At 41.6% G+C, this 25,098-nt stretch carries 16 protein-coding genes; 6 read left to right on the top strand and 10 right to left on the bottom strand.

Annotated features, from left to right (window positions below):
• Positions 1–69: 69 nt before the first annotated feature.
• The 7 genes from leuA to F955_RS01090 form a co-directional block, all read right to left on the bottom strand.
• Positions 70–1,767, bottom strand: coding sequence for a 2-isopropylmalate synthase (gene leuA, locus F955_RS01120; protein WP_034429501.1), 1,698 nt, complete (start codon positions 1,765–1,767; stop codon positions 70–72).
• A gap of 466 nt (positions 1,768–2,233) precedes the next feature.
• A complete protein-coding gene (locus F955_RS01115; RefSeq protein ID WP_017401528.1) occupies positions 2,234–4,525 on the bottom strand; it encodes a TonB-dependent receptor in 2,292 nt (763 codons plus the stop codon).
• A gap of 315 nt (positions 4,526–4,840) precedes the next feature.
• Positions 4,841–5,947, bottom strand: coding sequence for an alpha-hydroxy acid oxidase (locus F955_RS01110; RefSeq protein WP_004890172.1), 1,107 nt, complete (start codon positions 5,945–5,947; stop codon positions 4,841–4,843).
• Positions 5,947–6,630, bottom strand: a complete 684-nt coding sequence (locus tag F955_RS01105) for a Fe2+-dependent dioxygenase (protein WP_004890168.1) — start codon at positions 6,628–6,630, stop codon at positions 5,947–5,949. The genes F955_RS01110 and F955_RS01105 overlap by 1 nt, the downstream gene beginning before the upstream one ends.
• A 79-nt stretch (positions 6,631–6,709) precedes the next feature.
• Positions 6,710–8,965, bottom strand: a complete 2,256-nt coding sequence (locus F955_RS01100) for a catecholate siderophore receptor Fiu (protein ID WP_004890164.1) — start codon at positions 8,963–8,965, stop codon at positions 6,710–6,712.
• A gap of 383 nt (positions 8,966–9,348) precedes the next feature.
• Positions 9,349–11,679, bottom strand: coding sequence for a TonB-dependent receptor (locus F955_RS01095; protein WP_004890163.1), 2,331 nt, complete (start codon positions 11,677–11,679; stop codon positions 9,349–9,351).
• A gap of 291 nt (positions 11,680–11,970) precedes the next feature.
• Positions 11,971–14,145, bottom strand: a complete 2,175-nt coding sequence (locus F955_RS01090; protein WP_004890160.1) for a TonB-dependent receptor domain-containing protein — start codon at positions 14,143–14,145, stop codon at positions 11,971–11,973.
• A 263-nt stretch (positions 14,146–14,408) separates the two neighbouring features.
• Here F955_RS01090 and tig point away from each other — a divergent pair, with 263 nt between their 5' ends.
• From tig to F955_RS01070, 4 genes are all read left to right on the top strand, one after another.
• The gene (gene tig / locus F955_RS01085; RefSeq protein WP_004890158.1) at positions 14,409–15,740 is read left to right on the top strand and encodes a trigger factor; all 1,332 of its coding nucleotides are present in this window, start codon (positions 14,409–14,411) and stop codon (positions 15,738–15,740) included.
• A gap of 195 nt (positions 15,741–15,935) precedes the next feature.
• Positions 15,936–16,541, top strand: a complete 606-nt coding sequence (gene clpP, locus F955_RS01080) for an ATP-dependent Clp endopeptidase proteolytic subunit ClpP (RefSeq protein ID WP_004813202.1) — start codon at positions 15,936–15,938, stop codon at positions 16,539–16,541.
• Positions 16,542–16,570: 29 nt separating this feature from the next.
• Positions 16,571–17,881 (top strand): ATP-dependent protease ATP-binding subunit ClpX, encoded by a 1,311-nt coding sequence (gene clpX, locus F955_RS01075; protein ID WP_004813200.1) that lies wholly within the window; start codon positions 16,571–16,573, stop codon positions 17,879–17,881.
• Positions 17,882–18,045: 164 nt separating this feature from the next.
• Positions 18,046–18,759, top strand: coding sequence for a DUF2846 domain-containing protein (locus F955_RS01070; protein ID WP_004890155.1), 714 nt, complete (start codon positions 18,046–18,048; stop codon positions 18,757–18,759).
• A 69-nt stretch (positions 18,760–18,828) separates the two neighbouring features.
• Here the strand turns inward: F955_RS01070 and F955_RS01065 are convergent, their stop codons facing one another.
• Entirely contained in the window at positions 18,829–20,355 is a 1,527-nt protein-coding gene (locus tag F955_RS01065; protein WP_004813196.1) for a fumarate hydratase, read from the bottom strand.
• 657 nt (positions 20,356–21,012) lie between these two features.
• Here F955_RS01065 and F955_RS01060 point away from each other — a divergent pair.
• The gene (locus F955_RS01060) at positions 21,013–21,252 is read left to right on the top strand and encodes a DUF2171 domain-containing protein (RefSeq protein WP_004890153.1); all 240 of its coding nucleotides are present in this window, start codon (positions 21,013–21,015) and stop codon (positions 21,250–21,252) included.
• A gap of 322 nt (positions 21,253–21,574) precedes the next feature.
• The gene (locus F955_RS01055; RefSeq protein ID WP_004890150.1) at positions 21,575–22,327 is read left to right on the top strand and encodes an IclR family transcriptional regulator; all 753 of its coding nucleotides are present in this window, start codon (positions 21,575–21,577) and stop codon (positions 22,325–22,327) included.
• Positions 22,328–22,380: 53 nt separating this feature from the next.
• Here F955_RS01055 and F955_RS01050 read toward each other — a convergent pair whose 3' ends face one another.
• Complete coding sequence (locus F955_RS01050; RefSeq protein ID WP_004890147.1) at positions 22,381–23,877, bottom strand: CoA-acylating methylmalonate-semialdehyde dehydrogenase; 1,497 nt, start codon at positions 23,875–23,877, stop codon at positions 22,381–22,383.
• A 49-nt stretch (positions 23,878–23,926) separates the two neighbouring features.
• Positions 23,927–25,084, bottom strand: coding sequence for an iron-containing alcohol dehydrogenase (locus F955_RS01045; protein WP_004890145.1), 1,158 nt, complete (start codon positions 25,082–25,084; stop codon positions 23,927–23,929).
• Between the last annotated feature and the right edge of the window lie 14 nt (positions 25,085–25,098).

The following is a 25,098-nucleotide window of genomic DNA, read 5'->3' as shown; positions in this document are numbered from 1 at the left end:
ATACCATTTGCAGGTATCCTTCTAAAGTCTTTTTAGTGCTATGAATTATCGCTAATTCTAATACCGTGTCTAGACGGCAGCAGCAATCACCTGTTCAGTGCTTAACACACCCTGGTCAATCAGGCGATTGGTACATGCGATAATCGCTTCAATTGAAGAGGTCACGATGTTGTCATGCACACCTGCACCAAAGGCTGATTTACCAGTACCTTTCACTTGAAGTTCAACCAATGCCAAGGCTTTAGCATGGGCACCAGAACTGATGCTACGTTCTTCATAGTTCAAGACATCGATTGGTAATTGTAAGGCATCTAAGATCGCAGAGATCGGACCGTTACCTTCACCACGTAAGCGCTGAGTTTCACCATTGACTTCAACATCTAGCTCAATCACCTGGTTGCCATTTTCATCTGACAATTTATAGTTCTTGGCAGCGTAATGTGCATCTTTGGCATCAACATAGGTGTCTTTAAACAATGTCCAGATCGCTTGTGCTGAAATCTCAGTACCGTCTTCATCGGTTTTTTGCTGCACGATTTGCGAGAATTCGATCTGTAAACGACGTGGCAAGGTCACGTTATAGTTCGATTCTAACAAGTAAGCGATACCACCCTTACCTGACTGTGAATTCACGCGAATCACGGCGTCATAGTCACGGCCCAGGTCTTTCGGATCGATTGGCAAGTACGGCATATCCCAGATTTCTTGGTTTTTCTGGAATTCGAAGCCTTTTTTGATCGCATCCTGATGTGAACCCGAGAATGCTGTAAACACCAAATCGCCCGCATATGGATGACGTGGGTGTACAGGCAAACCGGTACATTCTTCAACAGTCGCGATGATTTCGTTGATGTTGGAGAAATCTAATTCTGGTGCAACACCCTGGGTATACATGTTCAAGGCAATTGCCGCTACGTCCACATTACCGGTACGTTCACCATTGCCGAATACACAACCTTCGACACGGTCAGCACCCGCCATAATCGCTAATTCAGACGCTGCGATCCCACAGCCACGGTCATTATGACAGTGAACAGAAATGATCACGCCGTCGCGACGCTCAATGTTGCGGTGCATCCATTCCACCTGGTCGGCATACACATTGGGTGTAGAGACTTCGACAGTGGCTGGCAAGTTCAAGATCACTTTGTTTTCTGGAGATGCTTCCCAGATTTCAGTCACAGCGTCGCAAACGTCTTTCGCCACTTCCAATTCAGTTGCAGAGAAACATTCAGGGCTGTACTGGAAAACAAATTCAGTTTCAGGCTGTTTTGCTGCGTATTCTTTCACTTTTTGCGCTGCATTAATCGCCAACTGTTTTGCACCTTCAACGTCTACGTTCAACACTTTTTGACGGAATGTCGGTGAATTAGAGTTGTAGATATGCACGATTGCGCGTTTCGCACCTTGTAAAGATTCAAAAGTACGTGCGATTAAATGGTCACGTGCCTGAACCAATACTTCGATGTAGACGTCATCCGGAATATGACCTTCTTCGATCAATTTACGAGTGAAGTCGAAATCAATTTGCGATGCAGATGGAAAGCCGATTTCAATATGTTTGAAACCGATTTTTACCAACATCTGGAACATTTTGAACTTCTGCTCGATGTTCATTGGCTCGAAGATCGCCTGGTTACCATCACGCAGATCAGTACTCATCCAGATTGGCGCTTTAGTGATTTCATTGTTCGGCCATTGACGGTCTGGTAAGTCCACACGTTGATACATGCGACGGTATTTTTTACTTGGATCAGCCAACATCATGAGAGAGCTCCTTAGGTAGCCTGGCATACTCGCTTGGTGTAGCAGTTGCTCGGTCTACAGCATAGATTTTGTCTATATATTCGTTTACATGCAGGTGTGGGTAAATAAGATCAATCCTGTATTTTTTAAAGTCTTGATCATCAGGATCGACCAGACACCTGCATGGTGAACCTATAAGATTAATTTTAGTCCAGAAAACGTGAAAAGTTTTTGCTTTTTCTATGGATTTTAGTCGTATCTTAAAAAAGATTTTCTTATAAAGTTATTAATTGGGAAAATATTTCTTTGATCTATTTTAATTTTGTTGGATTTTTCTGTGATTAAGCAATATGGCTAAAATATTTCTCTATATGATAACTTTATTGAGAAGTTTTGAACAATCTATATATGAGATTATTCTGGTGAAAAAATAAGGAACAGCCTGATGAATTCAGACTATCCCTGAATCTGATGATAATTGGCTAGCTCAGTATTTAAAATGTAGGCCTAATACAGCACTGAGACCTTCGGCTTCAGTTGCATAGTGGGAAGAATAGGCTTTGGTAAAATAACGTGTGTCGGACAGGTTATTCACATTTAGCTGTAGATCTACATTTGAATTGACCTGATAACGCGCCATGGCATCGTTACGGACATAACCTGGAACAAATTTGGTATTGGTAGCATTGCCATATACTTTGTCCATTGCCACCGCACCGGCACCCAGTGTCAGTTGGGGCATGACCTGATAGGTTGTCCACAAGGTTGCACTGTTTTCCGGTACGTTCTGCACCTGATTACCATCATTAGTAGCAGTACCATCGTCAACAATTTCACTGTCCAGATAAGTGTAGCCTGCAGAAATTGCCCACTTGTCAGTGACATTTCCATTGATACCTAGCTCAATTCCATCAACACGAGTCTCTCCAATATTACGGGTGGTACCATCAGCATCGGTTGAACGGGTATTGGTTTTTTCAGTACGGAAAATGGCGGCGGTCAAATTGAGTTTGTCTTCCAGAATGTCCCATTTAGTCCCCAGTTCCATGGTACGGACTTTTTCCGGTTTTAAATTTTCAATAGCTAAAGTAATACTTTCGGAACCATCACCGCCATCGATGCCAACCGGATTCGAGGAAGTGGCATAGCTGATATAAATACTGCCATTTTCTCTTGGCTTAAAGACCAGACCAGCCTGATAGTTAATAAAGTCATCTTCATTTTCAAGGCTGAGCTGATCGCCTGGAACGGCTGTAATCGGCGTATTGTTGGCACCTGTCACCGCATTATTGAATCGTCCATAGGTTAATGTTTGCTGGGTCTTATAGTCATCCCAGCGCACTCCCAGATCCACAATCCATTGTGGATGCAGTTCGATGCTGTCCAGGAAGTAGATCGATTGGGATTTTGTCTCAATATGATAACTGTCTGCACCATCCGTACTAATCGTTCCCGTCCAGGTACTCCGATTTGGATTGTCTACAGAGGTACACCAACCTAAGATAATATTGGCAGGAGTACCACAGGCTGCATAGGAACTGCCAGTCGCATTCAGACCGTTAATAATATATTGAGTACGCTCAGTATCCTGATCCGAATATTCTGCACCCAGATTAAAGCTATGCTGGATGATACCGGTGTTGAATTTACCGGTTAAAGCCAGCAAATCAGTAAAGGTATCGGTATCTGCGATACGTGAATTGGCCCGAGCCCAGACATTACCATTTAAAATGAAGTTTCCGCGTGAATCATCAGGATTGGTCCAGAGGTAGTCATTTTTAGAACGGTTAAATACCGCCGTATTGCTGAGGGTTAAATTGTCATTTAGATCATGTTCCAGCTTGAGGGTGCCAATCTGGTTTTCCTGTTTCTGGAAATCACGATCTTTCCAGCCATAATACTGCCCTTGTTTGACGTTAATCGGTTTACCATTGCCATTTAATGGCCGGTTATCAGGGTTATTACCAGTAGGCGCCCCAAACGGATTGTTATAGGGAATGCCTGAGCCTGGAATATCATCAGTTTTTAGATAGTAATAACTCAAAGTACCACGCGTTGCATTGTCCAGACCAAAACTGAAGCTAGGTGCAATACCGGTGCGTTTGTATTCTGTACCGTCATGCTGTCCTGCTTTTTCATTCTGATGGCCCATGACCGCGACACGAGCCGCCATACCATTATCAAAGTCCTTGTTAGCGTCTAAAGTGATACGTGCATACATGTCTGTGCCACTTGCAATGGAGCCTTCCAGCGCATCTCCCTGTTTCGCCACTTTTGAAATCAGGTTAATACTGCCGCCAGTAGTACCAGCGCCGCCCATGGCAGAGGCAGAACCTTTGGTGACTTCGACCTGCTCAACGGCAAACATTTCCCGGTTTTGTGAAGTCGAATTCCGTACACCATCCACATACATCGAACTTTCCGAGTTATAACCCCGAATAAAAGGTCGATCCCCATTTGGATTACCACCTTCTCCCGCGCCTAGGGTAATCCCCGGCACAGTACGCAAAGCATCTGCCAAGGTCGTAACCTGCGTATCTTCAATCAGTTGCTGAGGGATCACAACCACAGATTTCGGGGTATCCAGGAGAGGGGCAACAAATTTGCTATTTGTCGACTGATCGATTTTTAAACCTGGCACAGATTCCACTTGCACTTCCTGACGGATGGTTTCAAGCTGCACCACGTTTTCTTGGGCAATTGCATGTGCGGATGCAAGAGAAAGGGAAGAAACGATTGCTGAAGAAACGATTTTTTTACGAGATTTTATCTGGCTCATCATAGTTCTTTTTTATTTTTAAGTTTGGATTCGCAAATAATAATTATTATTGTTATCGTTGCTATCCTTTCTGAATTGATATTGGCGATGAATAAAATTTAATCAATTTTAAAAATAGATGAAAGGATCAGAGGGTGGAGGATTAACTCTATGTTTTTGCTACAAATTGATAAAATATGGGTCTAGTTTAGTTTTAATTGATAATAATTATCGAGATATAAAATATTTAAGATGGTCTTAAATAATAGTTCAAGAAGTAGAACATAGCACTTCCGACTTCTTGAAACTTCATCTTTATTTTCAACTAAATCCTAATTAATCAATTCTATTCAACACACAGCCCGGCTGAATTTCAGTTACTGTTGCTGTTCCCATTAGCGCCATGGTGATTTCAAATTCTTCTTTGAGGATTTTAATCACATGTGCTACGCCTAAAGCTCCGGCAGTCGCCAGTCCATAAATATAAGGACGACCAATCAGCACCGCAGAAGCCCCTAAGGCAATCGCCTTGAAGATATCCGAACCTCGGCGAATACCGCCATCATAAAGCAGAGGAAAATCTGCTGGCACTACCTTCTTAATTAGTTGTAGGGCAATCAGTGGAGAAATGCAGGTATCCAGTACCCGGCCGCCATGATTGGAAATGATCAGACCTTTTACCCCATGCTGAATCGCCAGCTGGGCATCCTGAGGATGCACGATTCCTTTTAGAATGACCGGTAAATGGGTCTGCTTTACCATCCAGACAATATCTTCCCAAGTCGGAGCAATTTTCATCAGCCCATGAAAGACCGGATGATCACCTTCTTTTAATTCTGGCAGGGGAATATGTGCTGGTGTATGCGGGTGCTGCATGTCTTTCGGTAAATGGAAAAAAGCACGACGTTCACGATCACGGATGCCGGTATGTGGTGAATCCACGGTAATTACCAGCGCCGTATAATGGTGTGCTTCAGCTATTTTCACCAAAGCCAAAGATTTTTCTCGATTCCCTTGCCAGTAAAGCTGGAACCATTTGCGAGGATTATCCTGCTTGAGTGCCCGCATATCGGTATTCGTAAAAGTGCTGAGAATGATATTGCTGCCCATGACTTCTGCCGCAAGTGCAGAAGCGACTTCGGCTTCAGGATGAAACTGCTGCTGATGTCCAATCGGTGCCAGGAAAATCGGATGCGGAAATTTCTGTCCAAAAATTTCAATTTCAGTACTGCCTTGGCTCAGGTCCTTCAGCATTCGAGGTAATAACTGAATATCCTGAAACTGCTGTAGATTATCCCGGACACTGACTTCATCCATAGAACCACCTTGCAGATAATCCCAGATCATACTGGACAGATGTTTTTTTGCCTCCATTTCATAGTCGGCAATGGTTTGTAAGTAGGCGGGAATCTGGGTCAGTGGTGCGATTGGGTCCTGCGACATTATAAGTCACCCCATTGACGAATCAGGTTGTGATAATGATGGGTCAGCTGCAAGACTTCTTGCGTATCGCCAATTTGCTGACGCAGTTTGATAATGGTCATATCCAGATCAAATAGCATGCTACGTTTGGCATCTTCCCGAACCATACTTTGAATCCAGGTGACAGCTGCTATACGTTTACCTTGAGTTACCGGTTCAACCCGATGCAGGCTGGTCGATGGATAAACAATCACATCACCAGCGTCCAGTTTCACTTCATGGCAGCCATACTGGTCTTCAACGACCAGCTCGCCACCTTCATATTCATCGATTTCAGATAAAAATAAAGTCAGTGACACATCAGTACGAATGCGCTGTCCAAGTAGGGGAGAATAATGAATGGCATTATCCACATGATTGCGATAGGTACCTGAATCCTGATAACAGTTAAACAGGGGCGGCAGGATATGTTTCGGCAGGGCAGCAGAGGTAATTAAATGATGACTTTTAAGCGCCTGTAAAATGATAGGGCTAATCTGCTGATACAGGGCAGACGAAGAATCCAGCTGCAGGTTTTTTTTGATTTTCTGTGCCTGACTCCCGGCACTGAGTTGCCCATTGATCCAATGTTCTGAGGTATCAAGTTGTTGTCTCAGTTCGGCAACTTGTGCTTTGCTTAATACTGCCGGGATATGTAACATCATTTTAAAAGCATTCCTGCAATTGAAAATATCGTGCATTCAAGAGAATACACGATATTGATAGATAGAGATAAAAGCTGAATTAAAATTTATAGTTCAGGGTTAAAGCTGCTGAACGTGGTTGGCCTAAGATCACACGGCCACCTCCATTATTCAGCGTGCTGATGTACTCTTTATCTGCCAGATTATAAACATTCAGGTTTAAGGAAGTTTGGTCATTAAAGGTATAACCGGCCATAGCATCAAATACCACATAGCTTGGAATACTTGGCATATTCGCTGCTGCAATACTATCGGTAATCACACGTTTTTGCTCATCCACATAACGTGCGCCCAAGCCCAGTTTTAAACCAGCAATGTTATAGGTCGTCCATAAAGAAGCGGTCCATTCAGGTGACCAACGTACACTATTGGTCTGGGTCACTACACCCGTGTTGGAGTTGACACTGAACTGGTCTTTTTGCTCGATTTTCATATGGGCAACACCTGCTGAAATATTCCAGGCATCAGTAATTTTACCGACAGCACCCAATTCGATTCCTTTAACTGTAGTTTTACCTTCCTGAACAGACTCGCGGGTAATTGGATCTTGGGTAAACTGGTTTTCATTTTCGGTGTAGTATGCCGCAGCATTTAAAGCCAGATCACCCTCTAGCAGATCCCATTTGGTGCCAATTTCATAATGATGAGTTTCTTGAGGGTCTGCGGCTGAGCTGTTTATTCCTGTGGATGAAAGGCTAAAGTTACTGCTACCCGGTGGTGTCAGGGATTTGGCATAAGATGCATAGACACTGCTGTAGGCGGTTGGCTTATATAAACCACCGAGCTTCCAGCTGAATAAAGTGTCATGGGCTTTTAAATCTGTTTTGGTTTCAGTCACTGCCAAGGTATTGCTGTCGGTTGAGTAACCCAATGCATCGTAGTTGGTATCGTAATAATCGACACGGACGCCACCATTGAGTTGAAAACGTTCACCGAACTTGAGCGTATCAAAAAGATAAGCAGCCGCCGTCTGGGTTTCACCATCTGAATAAGCGCCCGTATACACAGGATCAGGCAGATTCTGGTGACGGTCAGGATGATATAGATTTGCGGGTGGCGTACTGTTAGTAGGCTGCCCTGGCATTTGTGTAGCCAGTGTTCTGGAATGTTGCTGTTCTTTTAATAGTTCTACACCAGCGACCATATCATGCTCCACTGAACCGGTTTTGATATTCCAGTTCACCGTGCTCTGATTAGCCAGAATTTTATTTTCCTGATCGACGCCCTGGCGTGAACGGCTTACTGTCCAGTCTTGAGGATGGGTAGAGTCATTTCTTGAAAGGCTATTAATCCCCGTCAAAGTGCGCTGCATATGGGTATTGCCTAGACGGGTAATATTGGTAAATTTCAGATTTTCAGCCCAGTCACTTTCGATTTTGGCTGTATACATATCGGCATCGACATCTTCATGGTCATCTGCATGGCCATAATAATTTTCACGGTCTACTTTAGGTGCGCTGGCGATTAGGGGATCTGCATTCCAGAAACCTTGCATGCCAATAGTCGGAATACCGCCATCCGGGATATTACGCTGACGAATGTGTTGTGAGTAAAGATATAAACGAGTATCGCTATCCAGACCAAAGGCGATAGAAGGGGCAACAGCCCAGCCTTGATTCTGGATAAAGTCGCGGCCTTCTACACCGCCATCTTGACCCATTGCATTTAAACGGACAGCAACGCTGTCATTAATGGCCTGATTAATGTCAGTGGCAAGACGCGTATGTTCAGCCGTATTGTAGGTGGCAGAGACTTCACGACTGTTTTCCAAATGAGGCAATTTGCTGACCAGATTCACATAACCAGACGCCGTACCACGCCCACCTTCGGCACTCGCAGGGCCTTTTACGACTTCCACCTGTTCCAGGTTAAACACATCACGACTTACAGCGCCGAGGTCACGAATGCCATCCAGATAGGTGGAGCTTTGAGTTGAAAAGCCGCGCATCTGGAAGGCATCGCCAGCACTGGTATTGCCATTTTCACCCAGTTGTAAGGTAATTCCTGGTGTATTACGCAGAGCTTCAACCAAGGTAGTCGCACCTTGTTCTTTTAATAAATTTTTGTTGATAATCGAAACAGTTTGCGGCGTATCTACCAAAGCTTGGCTAGATTTAACAGAGCTTAATTGATCTACTTTATATTCACTTACAGTTTTGTTTTTAACCGTAATTTCTGGAAGCTGAATAACGCCTTCATTGGTGGTGTTATCCGCATGAGCGATGAGAGGCAGAGTTGCAGCAAGTGCGACCAATGAAGTCTTATAATGATTTTTCCGGCTTTTGATATGCGCCATATTGCGAAATTCCTGAATTAAATAATATTTCCCTTACCACCTTGATATGCTCGAGTTCATCAAATAGCAGCAATTATGGAGTTATTGTTATGGCCTTTAACAATTTTGCGAATTGTAGTGATAATAATTATCATTAACAATATTGAATTTAGTCATTGTTATAACTTTGTGCATGGAATTACTGTTTAAATTTTAGAATTTGATTCAGGATTTCTATAGAAAAAAGGTAAGGTCTATATTTTCTTGAGGTTTTAAGCCATGACTTAAATAAGATAACTAACAGGTGTTAAAAACAGTATGTTCAAGTAGTCCTTGATATATAGGACAGAAATAAAGATAGCCTCATGAATGAGGCTATCTTTAAATAGGGAAGAAGCGAAAATTTAGTATTTAAAGTTTAGAGAAAGGACTGCATTGCGACCTTCTGCTTCAGTTGCATAGTGAGATGCATAAGCTTTAGTGAAATAACGTTGATCAGTCAGATTGTTTACATTCAACTGCAGGTCAACATTTTGATTCACGTTATAACGCGCCATTGCATCGTAGCGAACATAACCTGGAACGTATCTAGTGTTGTCGGCATTACCGTAAACTTTATCCATGGCAACTGCACCCGCACCAACTGTGAAAGCAGGGGTTAGGTCATAAGTCGTCCAAAGAGTTGCACTGTTTTCAGGAACATTTGGTAAGCGTTTGCCTTTTGCAGCATTCGGGTAGGTGCACACACCAGCACGTGTACAAGATGGACCTGGATCTGTTTGTTCACTATCTAAGTAGGTGTAACCTAGAGAAGCTGCCCATTTATCCGTGATGTTACCGTTCAAACCAAGTTCAAAACCGTCTACTTTACTTTCGCCGATATTTGCATAGGTGGTTGAATCAAGCTGGATACGGGCATTCTGTTTTTCAGTACGGAAAATCGCAGCGGTTAAATTCAAGCGATCATCGAATAAATCCCATTTTGTACCCACTTCAAAAGTACGGCTTTCTTCTGGGTCAAGGTTACTGTAAGCCTCTCCGATACCTTCAGAGCCATCACCTGCATCAACACCAACTGGGTTAGCTGAAGTTGCATAGCTTGCATAGATTGAACCATTTTCAACAGGTTTGAAAGTTACCCCTGCTTGGTAGGTGAAAAAGTCGGTATCGCTTGTTACCGTGTTTTGGTCACCAACATTCTTCTTAGGAGGAATGACAACACCATCTACGGTTGTTGGCTTTGTTGCAGCGTTATTCGCGCCATAAGTCATGGTTTGCTCTGTATCAAATTTATCCCAACGAAGACCTAGATCCAAAATCCATTGAGGATTAAATTCAATACTGTCTAAGAAATAGATCGAGGTAGATTTGGTTCTTGTGTTGTATTGATCAGCGCCCTCTGTACTAATTGTGCCAGTCCATGGGCCTCGGTTGGGATTTTGAACTGGAGTACACCAACCAGCTGGTGCACTATCAGGACATGTTTGATAGGCACTACCAGTAGCATTTAAGCCATTGATAATGTACTGAGTACGGTCATTTTCTTGGTCAGAATATTCGGCACCCAAGTTAAAGCTATGTTGTAGTGAGCCAGTATTGAATTTACCTGTAAGTGCTAATTGATCTGTAAAAGTATCTGTATCAGCTACACGTGAATTTGCACGTGCAAAAACACTATTATTTAGATAAATGTTACCTTTTGAGTCATCAGGATTGGTCCACAGGTAATCATTTTTAGATTTACTGTAGCTAGCAGTATTGGAAATTGTCAGATTGTCGGTTAAATCATGTTCAAGTTTGATCGTACCGATTTGATTTTCCTGTTTTTGGAAGTCGCGATCTTCCCAACCATAGTAAACGCCTTGTTTAACATTAATTGGTTTACCATTGCCATTTAAAGGTCTATTGTCTGTTGCACCAGCAGCTGGGGCACCAAATGGATTGTTATAAGGTACACCTGAATCTGGCGTGTCATCAGTTTTTAAGTAGTAATAACTTAAGGTTGCACGGGTAGGGGTATCCAGGCCAAAAGTAATACTTGGCGCAATACCTGCACGTTTATATTCAGTACCGTCTTTTTGACCGGCTTTTTCATTATGATGACCCATCACCGCCACACGTGCGGCAATGCCATTACCAAAATCTTTGTTACCATCTAAGTTAATACGTTGGTAATTATCCGTACCGCCAGCAACTGAACCTTCTAAAGAATCACCAGCTTTAGCAACCTTAGAGATCATGTTGATGCTACCACCAGTGGTCCCTGCACCGCCCATAGCAGAAGCCGAACCTTTGGTGACTTCAACCTGTTCTACAGCAAACATTTCACGATTTTGCGAAGTTGCACTACGAATTCCATCTACATACATTGAGCTTTCAGAGTTATAACCACGGATAAATGGACGATCACCATTCGGGTTGCCACCTTCACCGGCACCAAGGGTAATACCTGGTACAGTACGTAAAGCGTCAGCAAGAGTAGTAACTTGAGTATCCTCAATCATTTGTTTAGAAATGACAGATACTGATTTCGGGGTATCTAATAAAGGTGCAACAAATTTTTTATTGGCAGAATTATCTACTTTTAAGCTTTGTTGTTTTTCAGCAGCAATTTCTTGATGAATAGTTTCAAGTTGAACAACTTTTTCTTCAGCAACAGCGTTTACTGCGATCATGGAAAGAGAAGAAGCGATCGCAGAAGAAACGATTTTTTTACGTGACTTGATGAATGACATGGAATACTTAAATCATGTAATTTGTGATGTGCGAATAATAATTATTCTTATTTGTTTAATGTTTGTTTTTGTTATTGGTTTTGGCAATGTTTAGCTAGGCTAAACTTGGAAATGTAAATGTAATAGTGTAACAAAATATATCTAAGCTAATGAATTTAATAAATATCGGAGAAATAAGTGTTTAAAGTCTTTTTAATGGGGATTTTTTATATACATGAAATAGGGATTTTATAAGAATTTTCAAAATACAAAAAAACCTGCCGCAGCAGGTTTTTTATTGACTAGATATGATTAGAAATCATATGAAACAGATAACCAGTAGTTACGGCCTGGAATATAAGTACCTGTTGTACTAGAACCGATATCTAAATATTTATAACCGGTAGCAGTTTGTAGACGACCACGGTTGTCTAAATATTCATATGATTTTGCACCTTCGGTAAAATCTTTGTCTAGCAAATTGTTCACGGCCATATTCAGACGTAATTGATCGCTAACGGTATAACTTGCACCGAGGTTGAATATGCTATAGCCCGCTAACTTGTCACCAAATAATTTATATTCTTCATAGTCGCTTGAGCCTAAACCTGAAGCAGGTGCTGTTGGCGTAGTCAGGAAGCGTTGACGATCAGATTTATATTCGTACTGTAACCATAGGTCTACAGCAGGCACCAGATGCCATGTCGAAGTGAGGTTAAAGGCATTACGTGGCTGGTTATTATAATAAGTGCCTTCGTTTTCTCCATCCGTAATTTCACTTCTGGTATAGGTATAGGCAGCTTTCATATCCCATTCAGGCAAAATGCTGTATTGCAAAGTTGCTTCTGCACCATAAACTTTGGCTTTATTCGCATTCACGCTGGTTGAACATGAGCTTGCAGTCAAGCATTCAGCGGATACAGGAAGATTCTCTGAAACAATCGCATCTTTAATCTGGTTGTAAAAACCGGTTGCCGTAAAATTAATATCATCTGTCGGCTGTAAATTAAAACCTAATTCATAGTTGGTTGAAGTTTCAGGCTTTAAGTCAGGATTACCAAATGTCAGGTTTTGTCCCTGTCCACTGAGGCCAACAACGCCATCGTAGAGGGCTTTCGCGGAAGGTGCTTTATAACCTGTACTTACACCACCTTTCACAGTCAGCATGTCGTTGGTATTCCAGACAAGATATGCACGTGGACTAAAATGACCGCCAAAACCGGAGTGATCTTCAAAACGACCGCCATAGGTTAAACTTAAACTATCCAAAAGACGCCATTCATCTTCAGCATAAACTGACCAGGATTTTTTATCGAATTCGTCTACACCAGTCGAATACAGGGCGATATTATCTTTATTGGTTTGCTCTTTGTATTCCGTACCCACGGTCAGCTTATGCGCACCCAAAGTTGAAATAATATGGCTGTCTGCAATTAAATCGGTATTTTTTAACACACGATCTGCACCAATTTGTGCATTTCCGACAGGTAATGCAGCCGAAGGTATCGTACGACCTTTGGTTTCAGTTTCTGAGTGGCTGATATAAGTATTCCACTGACCAAAGCTATAGTCGCCATCATGCCCGATTGCAAACTGGGTACGATCAAAAATTAATTTATCTTTATAACCATTTGCTGTTGTTGCAGTATCTAAAGTCCCTAAACGGCTATCTTCATTCTTATAGTTTTGATGGCTGTAGAATGAGTCAAGCCACAAGGCATTTTGATCATCTACTTTGTATGTAAGTTTACCGCCTACATCATAATTATGTGCGGTGGTCGGGCGTGGATCTCGACCTGTTGAACCTTCGACACGCTCAGACTGACCCCGGTCATAATAACTACCACGAAGTTGCAGACCAAGCACATCATTGACCAATGGACCATTTACCAAGAAACTGGTTTTCCATGAATCTGCTTCAGCGCCATGCTCCATAACGTTACCACTGACAGTAACGTTCCCATTCCATTCGTCTGAAACTTTTTTGGTAATGATGTTAATCACACCACCCATGGCATCTGAACCGTAGAGGGTCGACATAGGCCCACGAATGACTTCAATACGCTCAATGGCTGAAAGGGGTGGCATAAAGCCTGTTGATGCTTCACCAAAACCATTCGGGGTAACATCGGTAGAGGTTGTCTGGCGACGACCGTCAATCAGGATAAGCGTATCATCAGCATTCATACCACGGATGCTCACATTTAACCCCGCAGTTTTGCCTACACCATTGCGCACATCGACACCCGGGACATCCACCAACAGGTCAGCAATATTAGTAGCATTCTTACGTTCAATATCTTCTTTGGTTATCACACTAATTGAAGCAGGCGCATTTTTTAGTTCTTGTTCAAAACCTGCTGCAGAAACGACAATCGTCGACATTTGATGTGTTGTTGTAGGCGTTAATGTTGTTTCAGCAAATACTGAGGATGATGTGACCCCAAGGATAGCCACTGCAAGAGGGCGAAGATTGAAAGTGCGCATAACCAAGATTCCAGAATAATGGAGATAAAATTAGAGTTGTGTATCAAATTTTTGCAATATTAATGATAATATTTATCATTTGCAACAAGGTGTATATAGATATTTTAATCAAATGAATAATTCATCGCATAAATAGGAATAATGTGAAGAAATCGGTTCTAAAAACTGTAACAAGGCTGTATGTTTTGTATATCTTTAAATGATGTCATATAATGTGGCACATTTTTTTATAACCTGTTATTACCAAATATATAGAGGAAGCCATGCAAGTAACTTCTGAAGCGGTTTCGGGCGTTGCCCGTCGTTTAAATGTTTCTGTACCGACGAGCCGAATTAATGAGCAATTTGAAGCTCGTTTAAAACGCACTGCTAAAACTGCGAAGATCAACGGCTTCCGTCCTGGTAAAGTGCCTTTGAACGTTATTCGTCGTGAATACGGCGCTGGTATTTACCAAGAAGTTGTTAACGACATCATTCGTGATACAGTTTTTGAAGCAATCCAACAAGAGAAAATCAACGCTGTTGGTATGCCAAACATCGAAAAAACTGAAATGAAAGATGATGCTTTAGTTTATGAAGCAACTGTTGAAGTTTACCCAGAAGTTGAAGTGAAGTTTGAAGGCCTTGAAGTTGAGCGCAACGAAGCTGAAGTAAACGACAAAGACGTTGAGAAGATGATCGAAAATCTTCAAAAACAACGTGCTGCTTGGGCTGAAACTAAAGGCATGGCGAAAAAAGACATGCAAGTAACTTTCGATTTCGAAGGTTCAGTTGATGGCGAAAAATTTGAAGGCGGTTCTGCAGAAGACTTTAAACTTGTTTTAGGTTCTGGTCGTATGATTCCTGGCTTCGAAGATGGCATCATCGGCATGAAGAAAGGCGAAGAGAAAGTTATCGATGTAACTTTCCCAGAAGACTACCAAGCTGAAAACCTTGCGGGTAAACAAGCTCAATTCAAAATCACTGTGAAACTTGTTGAAAAGCAAAAACTTCCAGAAATTGATGCTGAATTCCTTAAAATTTTCGGTTTAACTGAAGAAGAAGGCGTTGAAAAACTGAAAGCTGACGTTCGTAAAAACATGGAACGTGAAGTGAAAAACGGTCTTCGCAACCAGGTGAAAGGCGCAACTTTTGATGCACTTGTAGCTGCAAACGAAGTTGAAATTCCAGCTGCGATGCTTGCTCAAGAAGTTGACCGTCAACGTCAACAAATGATCCAGCAGTTCACTCAACAGTTTGGTGCTCAAGGCGCGAAAGCATTTGATTCAAGCATGCTTCCAGACGAACTGTTTAAAGAGCAAGCTGAAAAATCAGTGAAACTTGGCGTGTTGGTAAGTAAAGTACTTGCTGACGCGAAAATCGAAGTTGATCAAGCACGTGTAGAAGCTTACATCGAAGACATGGCTTCTTCTTATGAAGATCCTGCTGAAGTGATTGAATACTTCAAAAATGACAAGCAACAACGTGCTCAAATCGAAGCAGTTGTTCTTGAAGACCAAGTTGTTGATCACATCCTAGCTGCTGCTAAAGTGACTGACACTAAGGTTAGCTATGAAGACCTATTAAAAGCTCAGCAAGCTCGCCAACAAGGCTAAGTTTAGCTGGTCATAAAAAAGGCGCTTTAAGCGCCTTTTTTTAATACTTTAGCTTTCTATGACCTAATCCGTTTTTCACAAAACTAATGCAAAAAATATCATGGAATTCATGGCGAATATTTTGCAATTTAGATCATTATCCCTCATATTGTAATTATGGGTTAAGTCACAAAAAATTTAGGAATAAATAAACGTATGTATGTTCCAGCGATTGAAAACGCTTTAGTTCCAATGGTGGTAGAACAATCATCTCGTGGTGAGCGTTCTTTTGATATTTATTCACGTCTTTTACGTGAGCGGGTAATTTTCTTGACTGGTGAAGTTGAAGACAACATGGCCAACTTGATTGTTGCACAAATGCTGTTTTTAGAAGCTGAAAATCCTGACAAGGATATTCATCTATATATTAACTCGCCAGGTGGTTCGGTGACTGCAGGTATGGCAATTTACGATACCATGCAATTTATTAAGCCGGATGTTGTGACTTATTGTATGGGTCAGGCTGCCTCAATGGGTGCATTTCTGCTAAATGCGGGCGCAAAAGGCAAACGTTATTGCCTCGAAAATGCCCGTGTCATGATTCATCAGCCATTGGGTGGTTTTAAAGGTCAGGCATCTGATATTGAAATCCATGCCCGTGAAATCCTGTTTATCAGAGAGCGTTTAAACCGTCTGATGGCAGAACACAGTGGCCAGGACTTTGATAAAGTCGCGCGTGATACTGACCGTGATAACTTCATGACTGCTCAGCAAGCGAAAGAATATGGTCTCGTGGACGAAGTTCTAACGAAACGTCCATAAGTTTGAAAGATTGAGATATTGGAGAGACTATGTCCGAACATACTCAAGGACAAAAGCATTGTTCATTCTGCGGTAAAACGCAGTCTGAAGTCGGCAAGTTGATTGCTGGCGAAGACGCCTACATCTGTAATGAATGTGTAGACGTATGCTTGGATCTGGTTCAGACCAGTCAACAGGTAGAAACCAATGACTGGGCGAATCGTCCTTTGCCGAAACCGCATGAGATCCGTGCGGCGCTGGATCAATATGTAATTGGTCAGGACGTAGCGAAAAAGACGTTATCTGTTGCGGTATATAACCATTACAAGCGTTTAAAAGTGCAGACCAATGGTAAAAAAGCTGATGACAGCGTTGAAATTGCCAAAAGTAATATTTTGCTGGTCGGTCCAACAGGCTCGGGTAAAACCTTACTGGCACAAACCCTTGCACGTCTTTTAGATGTACCTTTTGCGATGGCAGATGCAACGACCTTAACCGAAGCAGGTTATGTTGGTGAAGACGTTGAAAACATTGTACAAAAGCTATTGCAAAAAGCCGATTACGATGTTGAGAAAGCACAAAAGGGTATTATCTATATCGATGAAATTGACAAGATTACCCGTAAGTCTGAAAACCCATCCATTACACGTGATGTATCGGGTGAAGGCGTACAGCAAGCGTTATTAAAAATGATCGAAGGTACGGTTGCTTCAATCCCGCCACAAGGTGGCCGTAAGCACCCGCAGCAGGAATTCATTCAGATTGATACTTCAAATATCCTGTTTATCTGTGGTGGTGCATTCTCAGGACTTGAGAAAATTGTGCAGCAACGTCAGGAGAAGGGTGGTATCGGCTTTACTGCAGAAGTACGCAATAAAGAGGAAACCAAGAAGCTATCTGACCTGTTCCGCCAAGTTGAAGCAACTGACCTGGTGAAATTCGGTCTGATTCCAGAATTCATTGGCCGTCTGCCAGTGATCGCAACGCTAGATGAGCTGGATGAAGAAGCTTTGATGCAAATCCTGACTGAGCCGAAGAATGCTTTAACTCGTCAGTATAAGCATCTGTTCGATATGGAAAATGTAGACCTGGTCTTTGAAGATTCTGCATTACGCGCTGTGGCGAAAAAAGCCCTGGAACGTAATACAGGTGCACGTGGTCTGCGTTCTATTCTTGAGAACTCATTGCTTGAAACCATGTATGACCTGCCAAGCCGTACCGATGTTGGTACTGTGGTGGTGAGTGAGGCTGTGATCAATGGCGAGGCTAAACCGGAATTCCGTCCGGAACGTCAGGCCGCTATTGAACAGACCGCTACTCCCAAGGCTGACTTAAAGGTAGTAAATAGCAAGTCTGCTTAACTGCTGTTCGTCTGAAACGTGCGAAAATGAACTGTTTTCGCACGTTTTTTATTTTCAAAAATAAATCACAATGTTAATCTCGTTTCTTAGGCGTGGACGCCTGATCATTCATATAAATTTATAAAAATGTACATAAAATAATAAAGACGCAGTGAGGGATAAGCATGCGTGGAGCCGCAATTGTACTCATCAGCAGTTTAGCTTTAATGGGGTGTCATTCGAAGCACGCCGTTCAGGAACAGCAACTGACATCAACACTGAAAAATATCGATCTGAACAAAAAACCGGGTTTTGTCGAGCAGCATAAGGTAGGCATGTTCACGATTGGTGGATGGGTCAATCAAAAGCTGGGTCAACGTTTTTCACCAGTGAAGCCGCAGCATGAACAGGCAGCAATGGTTTACTTATATCGTCCAGATTCGAAATGGAACCGCCAGGAAATTGTGGCTGCCAGTATCTTTATCAATCAGGAACGTATTCCAAGTCTGTTGCATAATCATTATTACTGGGTTGAGCTGCCACCAGGTACGTATCGTCTGAGTACCAGCCGTCCGCTCGGTGCACTGCATTTCCAGAAACCGAAATATCTGGATTTTAGCGTGGAATCCGGCAGATCTTACTTCATTAAATATGATGAAGAAAATATAACGACTCGCCGTACAGCTACAGGTCCGCTAATGCTGATGCCTGAAACTGTTGGTTTAAATGAAATTGCATTTACCCAGCTTAAGTCGGATAGTTTTAATTTTGTTGCCCAAGATCAGGATACGGGGAAACTTCGCAAGAAAGCCCAGAAAATTAAAGCCATCGAATATAATCCGACTGAAGACGTACAATTGACTACCCCATTTAAGTTATGGGATCCGCGTACTTGGTAATTAAACCTTTATAGGAAAAGAGTGTAATAAAAAAAGCACCCATCAAGGGTGCTTTTTTTGCAGATTAAATTAGCCTGCAGCAGCGTCAACTACTGGAATCTTGCCAATTTTAGCTTGCCAGATTTTTGGTGCAGTTGCATGTACAGAAGTACCGTTTACGTCAACCGCAACAGATACAGGCATGTCTTTCACCACGAACTTGTAGATTGCTTCCATACCAAGGTCAGCAAATGCTACAACTTCAGCCTCACGAATGGCTTTCGATACCAAGTAAGCAGCACCACCCACAGCCATGAGGTAAGTCGCTTTGTTATCTTTGATGGCTTCAACAGCAGCAGGGCCACGATCCGCTTTACCAATCATGCCAAACATGCCAGTTGCTTCAAGTACTTGACGTGTAAATTTATCCATACGTGTTGCAGTTGTTGGACCTGCAGGACCTACAACTTCGTCGCCTACTGGATCAACAGGACCTACGTAGTAAATGAACTTGCCTTTCAAATCAACAGGAAGTTCTTCACCGTTGTTCAACATGTCCACCATACGTTTGTGCGCAGCGTCACGACCTGTATAGATCGTACCGTTAAGCAGCAGTGTATCACCTGGTTTCCAAGCGTTCATTTCTTCTTGAGTAATCGTGTCTAGGTCAACACGTTTAGAAGAAGATGAATCCCAAGTTACTTCAGGATAGTCTTCAAGTTTCGGTGCAATAATGTTTGCAACACCTGAACCATCAAGCGTGAAGTGTGCATGACGCGTTGCAGCACAGTTTGGAATCATGCCGACTGGTTTGCCCGCAGCGTGACATGGGTAATCTTTGATTTTGATGTCGAGAACAGTGGTTAAACCGCCAAGACCTTGTGCACCGATACCCAGAGCATTTACTTTTTCGAAGATTTCGATACGAAGTTCTTCAAGTTTATTTTGTGGACCACGACGAAGAAGTTCGTCCATGTTGATCTCTTCCATCAATGCTTCTTTTGCAAGCATCATGGCTTTTTCAGCCGTACCACCGATACCAATACCCAGCATACCTGGTGGACACCAGCCTGCACCCATTGTTGGAACAGTTTTTAGTACCCAATCCACGATTGAGTCAGATGGGTTAAGCATTGCCAGTTTAGATTTGTTTTCTGAGCCGCCACCTTTCGCTGCAACAGTAATGTCAACTTTATTACCTGGAACAAGTTTGTGGTAGATCACAGCAGGGGTGTTGTCTTTCGTATTCTTACGACCGAATGCAGGGTCAGCAAGTACAGACGCACGCAAGACATTAGAATTTTCTAGGTAACCTTGACGTACACCTTCGTTGATCGCATCGTCTAAGCTCATCGTTAAATCGAATTTAACGTCCATGCCCACTTCAACGAATACGTTTACGATACCGGTATCCTGGCAGATTGGGCGGTGGCCTTCTGCACACATACGAGAGTTAATTAAGATTTGCGCGATCGCATCTTTAGCCGCTTTGTTTTCTTCACGGTCATACGCACGACTCATCGCCTGGATGAAATCTTGTGGATGGTAGTAAGAAATGAACTGAAGCGCATCTTTAACCGATGTGATCAAGTCATCTTGCTTGATAATAGTTGTCATACAAAAATCTCTTGAGCGGGCTGATAGCTAGCGGGCTAAATTATATGACAAAACATAAAAGTTGTGGGACGTTTTACAGGGCTTTTGGGCGAAAGTTTAATGTGCGCTTATCTATCTAGAGATAAAGTCTATCGCGTCATAATTTGAATAAAAAATGTCATAATAACTGTCATATTTCATGTTATAAAACTCAAAAAATAGTACTTATTTTTTTAAATATTTGAAATTTATAATTATTTTTAAAATAAAATACTTTTTATATTGTCATATAACTGTCATAAAACTTTCGCATAATGCACACATCGAAACGAAGAGATCCTAAGACAATGGTTACAGGTATTTTGATGGCTAGCGGTTTTTGTGTATATATCGCGGCAACTTGGATGTACGGTCAAAAAGAAGATCAAGCCTAAGCTTAATCTTCTTTTTTTATGCTAAAAAATTTATAAAAATATTATTCCCATATTTCTCTAAACAGACAATCCCCTAAATCTTTCCATCAATTCGTTACGCTACTCACTTGTTGAAACACACTGTATTTTTATCATTACACTATTAACCCAGTAATACTTAAAGTCTGATAACCCTTACACACAGTCGAATTTTTATTGCCTAGACTGATTTCTCTCAACTTCTATTAATAATAGGGCAATTGTAATGACTACAGTAAATCCAAATGACATCAAGGAACATGCATCAGTAATTGCTTCAGACGGAACACAAGTTGGAAAAGTGGACCATTTAGAAGGCCAAGATTCAATTAAATTAACAAGAAGTGATGACGAAAATAATGAGCATCATCTGATTCCGTTAAGCTGGGTCAGTGAAGTGAAAGGTGATCAGGTCATTTTGAATAAAGCGGCAGATGATGTCCGTAATGAATGGACCACGATGTAAGTCAAACTACTTTTCTTGAACTGATATCTCTTTTTATAAGAGTGATAAGAAAAGCAAATGATTTATCAAAGAATGCCAGTCAAATTGACTGGCATTCTTATATATGCAATTTTTAAGAACTGAAAACAAAAACCATCCACTGTGTCCATTGAATGATGAAAGCACAGATAGAGAATGGGGTTGGCAGGTTAGTGAGTTGCTTTAATCATTAATATTTTATTAATAGATAGTAAATTCGATTTTCATAGATTAATTTAAAAGGTAACTTTAAAATAAAGAGCGCGAATGAAAATCATAAATTGTATAATCTTATGAGGGATGAATGAAAAAGGGATCATCGATTACACGAGTATTGGATATTGTAGAAGCAATTTCTACAGCAAAGCATCCTCCAACTCCCTTGGATTTGTCCATTCAACTTGATATCCCTAAGCCTAGTATTCATCGACTGTTACAGACATTAGAACAGGAAGGTTTTGTTACCTATGATATGTATGGTGGTTATATTATTGCCGACCGTACCTATAAGATGCTGATATGCACATGGGAACAAGAGTCTCGAAAAGTTGAACGACTGGCGATTCTTCAGAAATTATCCAATCAGATTAATGAAACTTGTGGGATTGCTATTTTAAATAATAATCAGATGCTTTATACCGACCGTGTACAAACCAACTGGCCATTACAAATTTACTTACCTGTAGGCTCAGAAGTACCTTTATGGTGTACCTCGAGTGGAAAATTATTTTTAAGTTATCAGCCGAAAAATAAACGTAAAAATATTGTTGAGCATTTACCTATTACTCAACTTACCAAAAATACGATCACTAATCCTGAGCTTTTAGAACAAAACTTGGAAGAAATTTTTAATAAAAAATTAGGAACAGATAATGAGGAGTTTGTTGCAGGTATGGTAGCTTGCTCTGTACCTATTCAAAAAAATGACAATATTGTAGCCTGCTTATACACTCATGCACCCACGATAAGAAAGTCATTAGATGATTTGCTAGCATTTGAGCCATTATTAAGAAATGCAGCACATGAACTGAGTAAACTTATTGAAGATAAAGAGTAAAAATGAGCAAATCTTTAGAAGATTTGCTCATTCGTAGAGGTGAATAGTTGAAATTAATTTAAGGTTGGCATAGAGAATTGCGCACCTTCTCTAATATTGGCAGATGGCCAACGTTGCGTGATTGTCTTACGGCGTGTATAGAAACGAGCTCCGTCCGGACCATAAGCGTGTAAATCACCAAATAATGATCTTTTCCACCCCCCGAAACTGTGTGATGCAACTGGTACTGGTAGTGGGATATTAATCCCTACCATCCCAACTTGAATATGGTCTGAGAAATAACGTGCAGCTTCACCATCACGAGTATAGATACATGTCCCATTCCCGTATTCATGTTGATCAATCAGGTCCATCGCTTCTTGCATGGTATTTACTCGCAAGATTTGTAACACGGGGCCAAAAATTTCTTCTTTATAGCTCACCATGTCTGAACGTACCTGATCAATGAGTGTAGGTCCTACATAGAAACCATTTTCATAGCCTTCAGGGGCTACCTGACGGCCATCTACTACAATAGTGGCGCCTTGCTGTTCTGCACTATCGATATAGCCAATTACTTTAGCTTTATGTTGAGCGGTAATCACTGCACCAAAATCATTACTTTTGTCAGAAAAATGACCGAATTTTAATTTTTGAATCTCATTTTTTAATTTTTCAATAACTTGATCAGCAATTTCATCACCTACTGCGACAGCTACTGATAAAGCCATGCAGCGCTCACCAGATGAACCAAATGCAGCACCAAGCAAAGAGCTAACGACGTTATCTATATCAGCATCAGGCATAATAATGGCATGATTTTTTGCTCCGCCTAGAGCCTGACAGCGTTTGCCTTGTGAAGTAGCAGTTGTATAAATGTATTCAGCAATTGGGGTAGAACCTACAAAGCTGATCGCTTGTACACGAGGATCATATAATAAGGTATCTACCGCTTCTTTATCTCCATTTACAACATTTAATACGCCATCTGGTAAACCAGCCTCTTTTAAAAGTTGGGCAATAAATAGTGTAGAAGATGGATCTCGTTCTGAAGGTTTCAGTATAAAAGTGTTCCCACATACAATTGCCATTGGGAACATCCACAGTGGAACCATAACAGGGAAGTTAAATGGTGTAATGCCCGCAACCACACCCAAAGGCTGCATTTCACTCCAGGAATCAATATTAGGTCCTACGTTGTTACTGTATTCGCCTTTTAGGAATTCAGGAGCACCACAGGCATATTCTACATTTTCAATACCACGTTGTAGTTCACCTGCTGCATCATGAACAATTTTACCGTGTTCACTACCGATCAGCTCGCAGATTTTATCTGCATTTTTCTCAAGTAATTCTTTAAATTTAAACATTACCCGAGCACGTTTGAGTACAGGTGTGTTACGCCATTCTGGAAAAGCGGCTTCTGCAGCGGCAATGGCCTGTTCGACTGTCTGCTTACTTGCAATCGCAACTTCATTTTCTGAAGTACCAGTTGATGGATTAAAAACTGGTTGAGTGCGATGAGCTTCTAAGCAAGTTTCACCATTAATAAAATGTCCGATAGTTGTCATAATCTAATTCCTTAAATAAATATGATTAGGTGATTTTTTGAATCCTGGATTACCAAAGCTTGTTATAAAGTTCGACCATTTCTGGAATAGAGGGTACACGTGGGTTATTACCTGGTGAGCCAGAAGCTAAAGCTTGTTCTGCCATAGTCTGAACGACTTCATCAAAATATGTCTTTTCAACTCCAAATTCCGCAAGAGTAGGAACTTGTAGTTCTTGATTGATTTGAATAAGTGCAGATACCAATTTCTGGTTGGCCACATCATCATGATCATCAATATGTGCGACCCCAATGGCACGGGCACAATTAGCATAGCGTTCAGATGCAGCTGCAATTGAATATTCAGTAATCATGGGTAATAACATGGCATTGGAAAGGCCATGGGGTACATGGAAAAAAGCACCTAATGGTCGACTCATACCGTGAACGAGAGCCACGGAGGCATTTGAAAAGGCGATACCGGCCAAGGTAGATCCAAGCATCATGCTTTCTCGCGCAAGTTCATTGCTTGGTTCCTGGTAGACACGTTGTAAGTTAGGACCGATCAAACGCATAGCAGCGATAGCCTGTGCATCACTATAAGGACTTGCTTTTTTACTCACATAAGCTTCTATGGCGTGGGTTAAAGCATCAATACCTGTGTCTGCTGTTGTCCGGGCAGGTAAAGACATAGTTAATTGATAGTCTACGATCGCAGCAATAGGGAGAAAGCCTATTCCTGCACAGAGCATTTTTTCACTTGTTGCATCATTGGTAATAATCGTAAAACGTGTACATTCAGAGCCGGTACCAGCTGTCGTTGGAATGGCAATAATAGGCAAACCTGTTTCATTGACCTGGCGAGGAAATTTATAGTCATGAATCTCACCACCGAACTTTCCCAAAATACTAATAGCTTTGGCACTATCAATTGGGCTACCACCGCCAACCGCGATAATTGAATCGTATTGACTTGATTTAATTTTGACTACACCTGCTTCAATAGAGCCCGATGTCGGTTCTGGTATAGTTTCATCAAAATATTCAGATGTGATATTTGCTTCATTGAGAATATTCTGGATTTCTGAAACATAACCCAGCGAGACCATCACTTTATCTGTGATAATAAGTGGCTTGCTGCATCCTATGGTTTTTAATATTTCTGGGAGTTTAAATCTTGAGTTTTTACCAATTTCCATAATTCTTGGCAAATTAATAGTATGGGTCATTCATATCTTCCTTT

Origin of the sequence: Acinetobacter schindleri CIP 107287, from assembly GCF_000368625.1 — a bacterium.
Classification (GTDB): Bacteria; Pseudomonadota; Gammaproteobacteria; order Pseudomonadales; family Moraxellaceae; genus Acinetobacter; species Acinetobacter schindleri.
Note: the sequence above shows the minus strand (reverse complement) of the source record. Positions and strands in the feature narration are given on the sequence as shown.

Coding starts and splice junctions, on each gene's coding strand:
- F955_RS01050 (WP_004890147.1), bottom strand. CDS start 23,877: ATGACAACTATCGGACATTTTATTAATGGTGAAACTTGCTTAGAAGCT.
- F955_RS01045 (WP_004890145.1), bottom strand. CDS start 25,084: ATGACCCATACTATTAATTTGCCAAGAATTATGGAAATTGGTAAAAAC.
- F955_RS01055 (WP_004890150.1), top strand. CDS start 21,575: ATGAAAAAGGGATCATCGATTACACGAGTATTGGATATTGTAGAAGCA.
- F955_RS01105 (WP_004890168.1), bottom strand. CDS start 6,630: ATGATGTTACATATCCCGGCAGTATTAAGCAAAGCACAAGTTGCCGAA.
- tig (WP_004890158.1), top strand. CDS start 14,409: ATGCAAGTAACTTCTGAAGCGGTTTCGGGCGTTGCCCGTCGTTTAAAT.
- F955_RS01100 (WP_004890164.1), bottom strand. CDS start 8,965: ATGGCGCATATCAAAAGCCGGAAAAATCATTATAAGACTTCATTGGTC.
- clpP (WP_004813202.1), top strand. CDS start 15,936: ATGTATGTTCCAGCGATTGAAAACGCTTTAGTTCCAATGGTGGTAGAA.
- F955_RS01095 (WP_004890163.1), bottom strand. CDS start 11,679: ATGTCATTCATCAAGTCACGTAAAAAAATCGTTTCTTCTGCGATCGCT.
- F955_RS01065 (WP_004813196.1), bottom strand. CDS start 20,355: ATGACAACTATTATCAAGCAAGATGACTTGATCACATCGGTTAAAGAT.
- F955_RS01090 (WP_004890160.1), bottom strand. CDS start 14,145: ATGCGCACTTTCAATCTTCGCCCTCTTGCAGTGGCTATCCTTGGGGTC.
- F955_RS01110 (WP_004890172.1), bottom strand. CDS start 5,947: ATGTCGCAGGACCCAATCGCACCACTGACCCAGATTCCCGCCTACTTA.
- leuA (WP_034429501.1), bottom strand. CDS start 1,767: ATGATGTTGGCTGATCCAAGTAAAAAATACCGTCGCATGTATCAACGT.
- F955_RS01060 (WP_004890153.1), top strand. CDS start 21,013: ATGACTACAGTAAATCCAAATGACATCAAGGAACATGCATCAGTAATT.
- F955_RS01115 (WP_017401528.1), bottom strand. CDS start 4,525: ATGAGCCAGATAAAATCTCGTAAAAAAATCGTTTCTTCAGCAATCGTT.
- clpX (WP_004813200.1), top strand. CDS start 16,571: ATGTCCGAACATACTCAAGGACAAAAGCATTGTTCATTCTGCGGTAAA.
- F955_RS01070 (WP_004890155.1), top strand. CDS start 18,046: ATGCGTGGAGCCGCAATTGTACTCATCAGCAGTTTAGCTTTAATGGGG.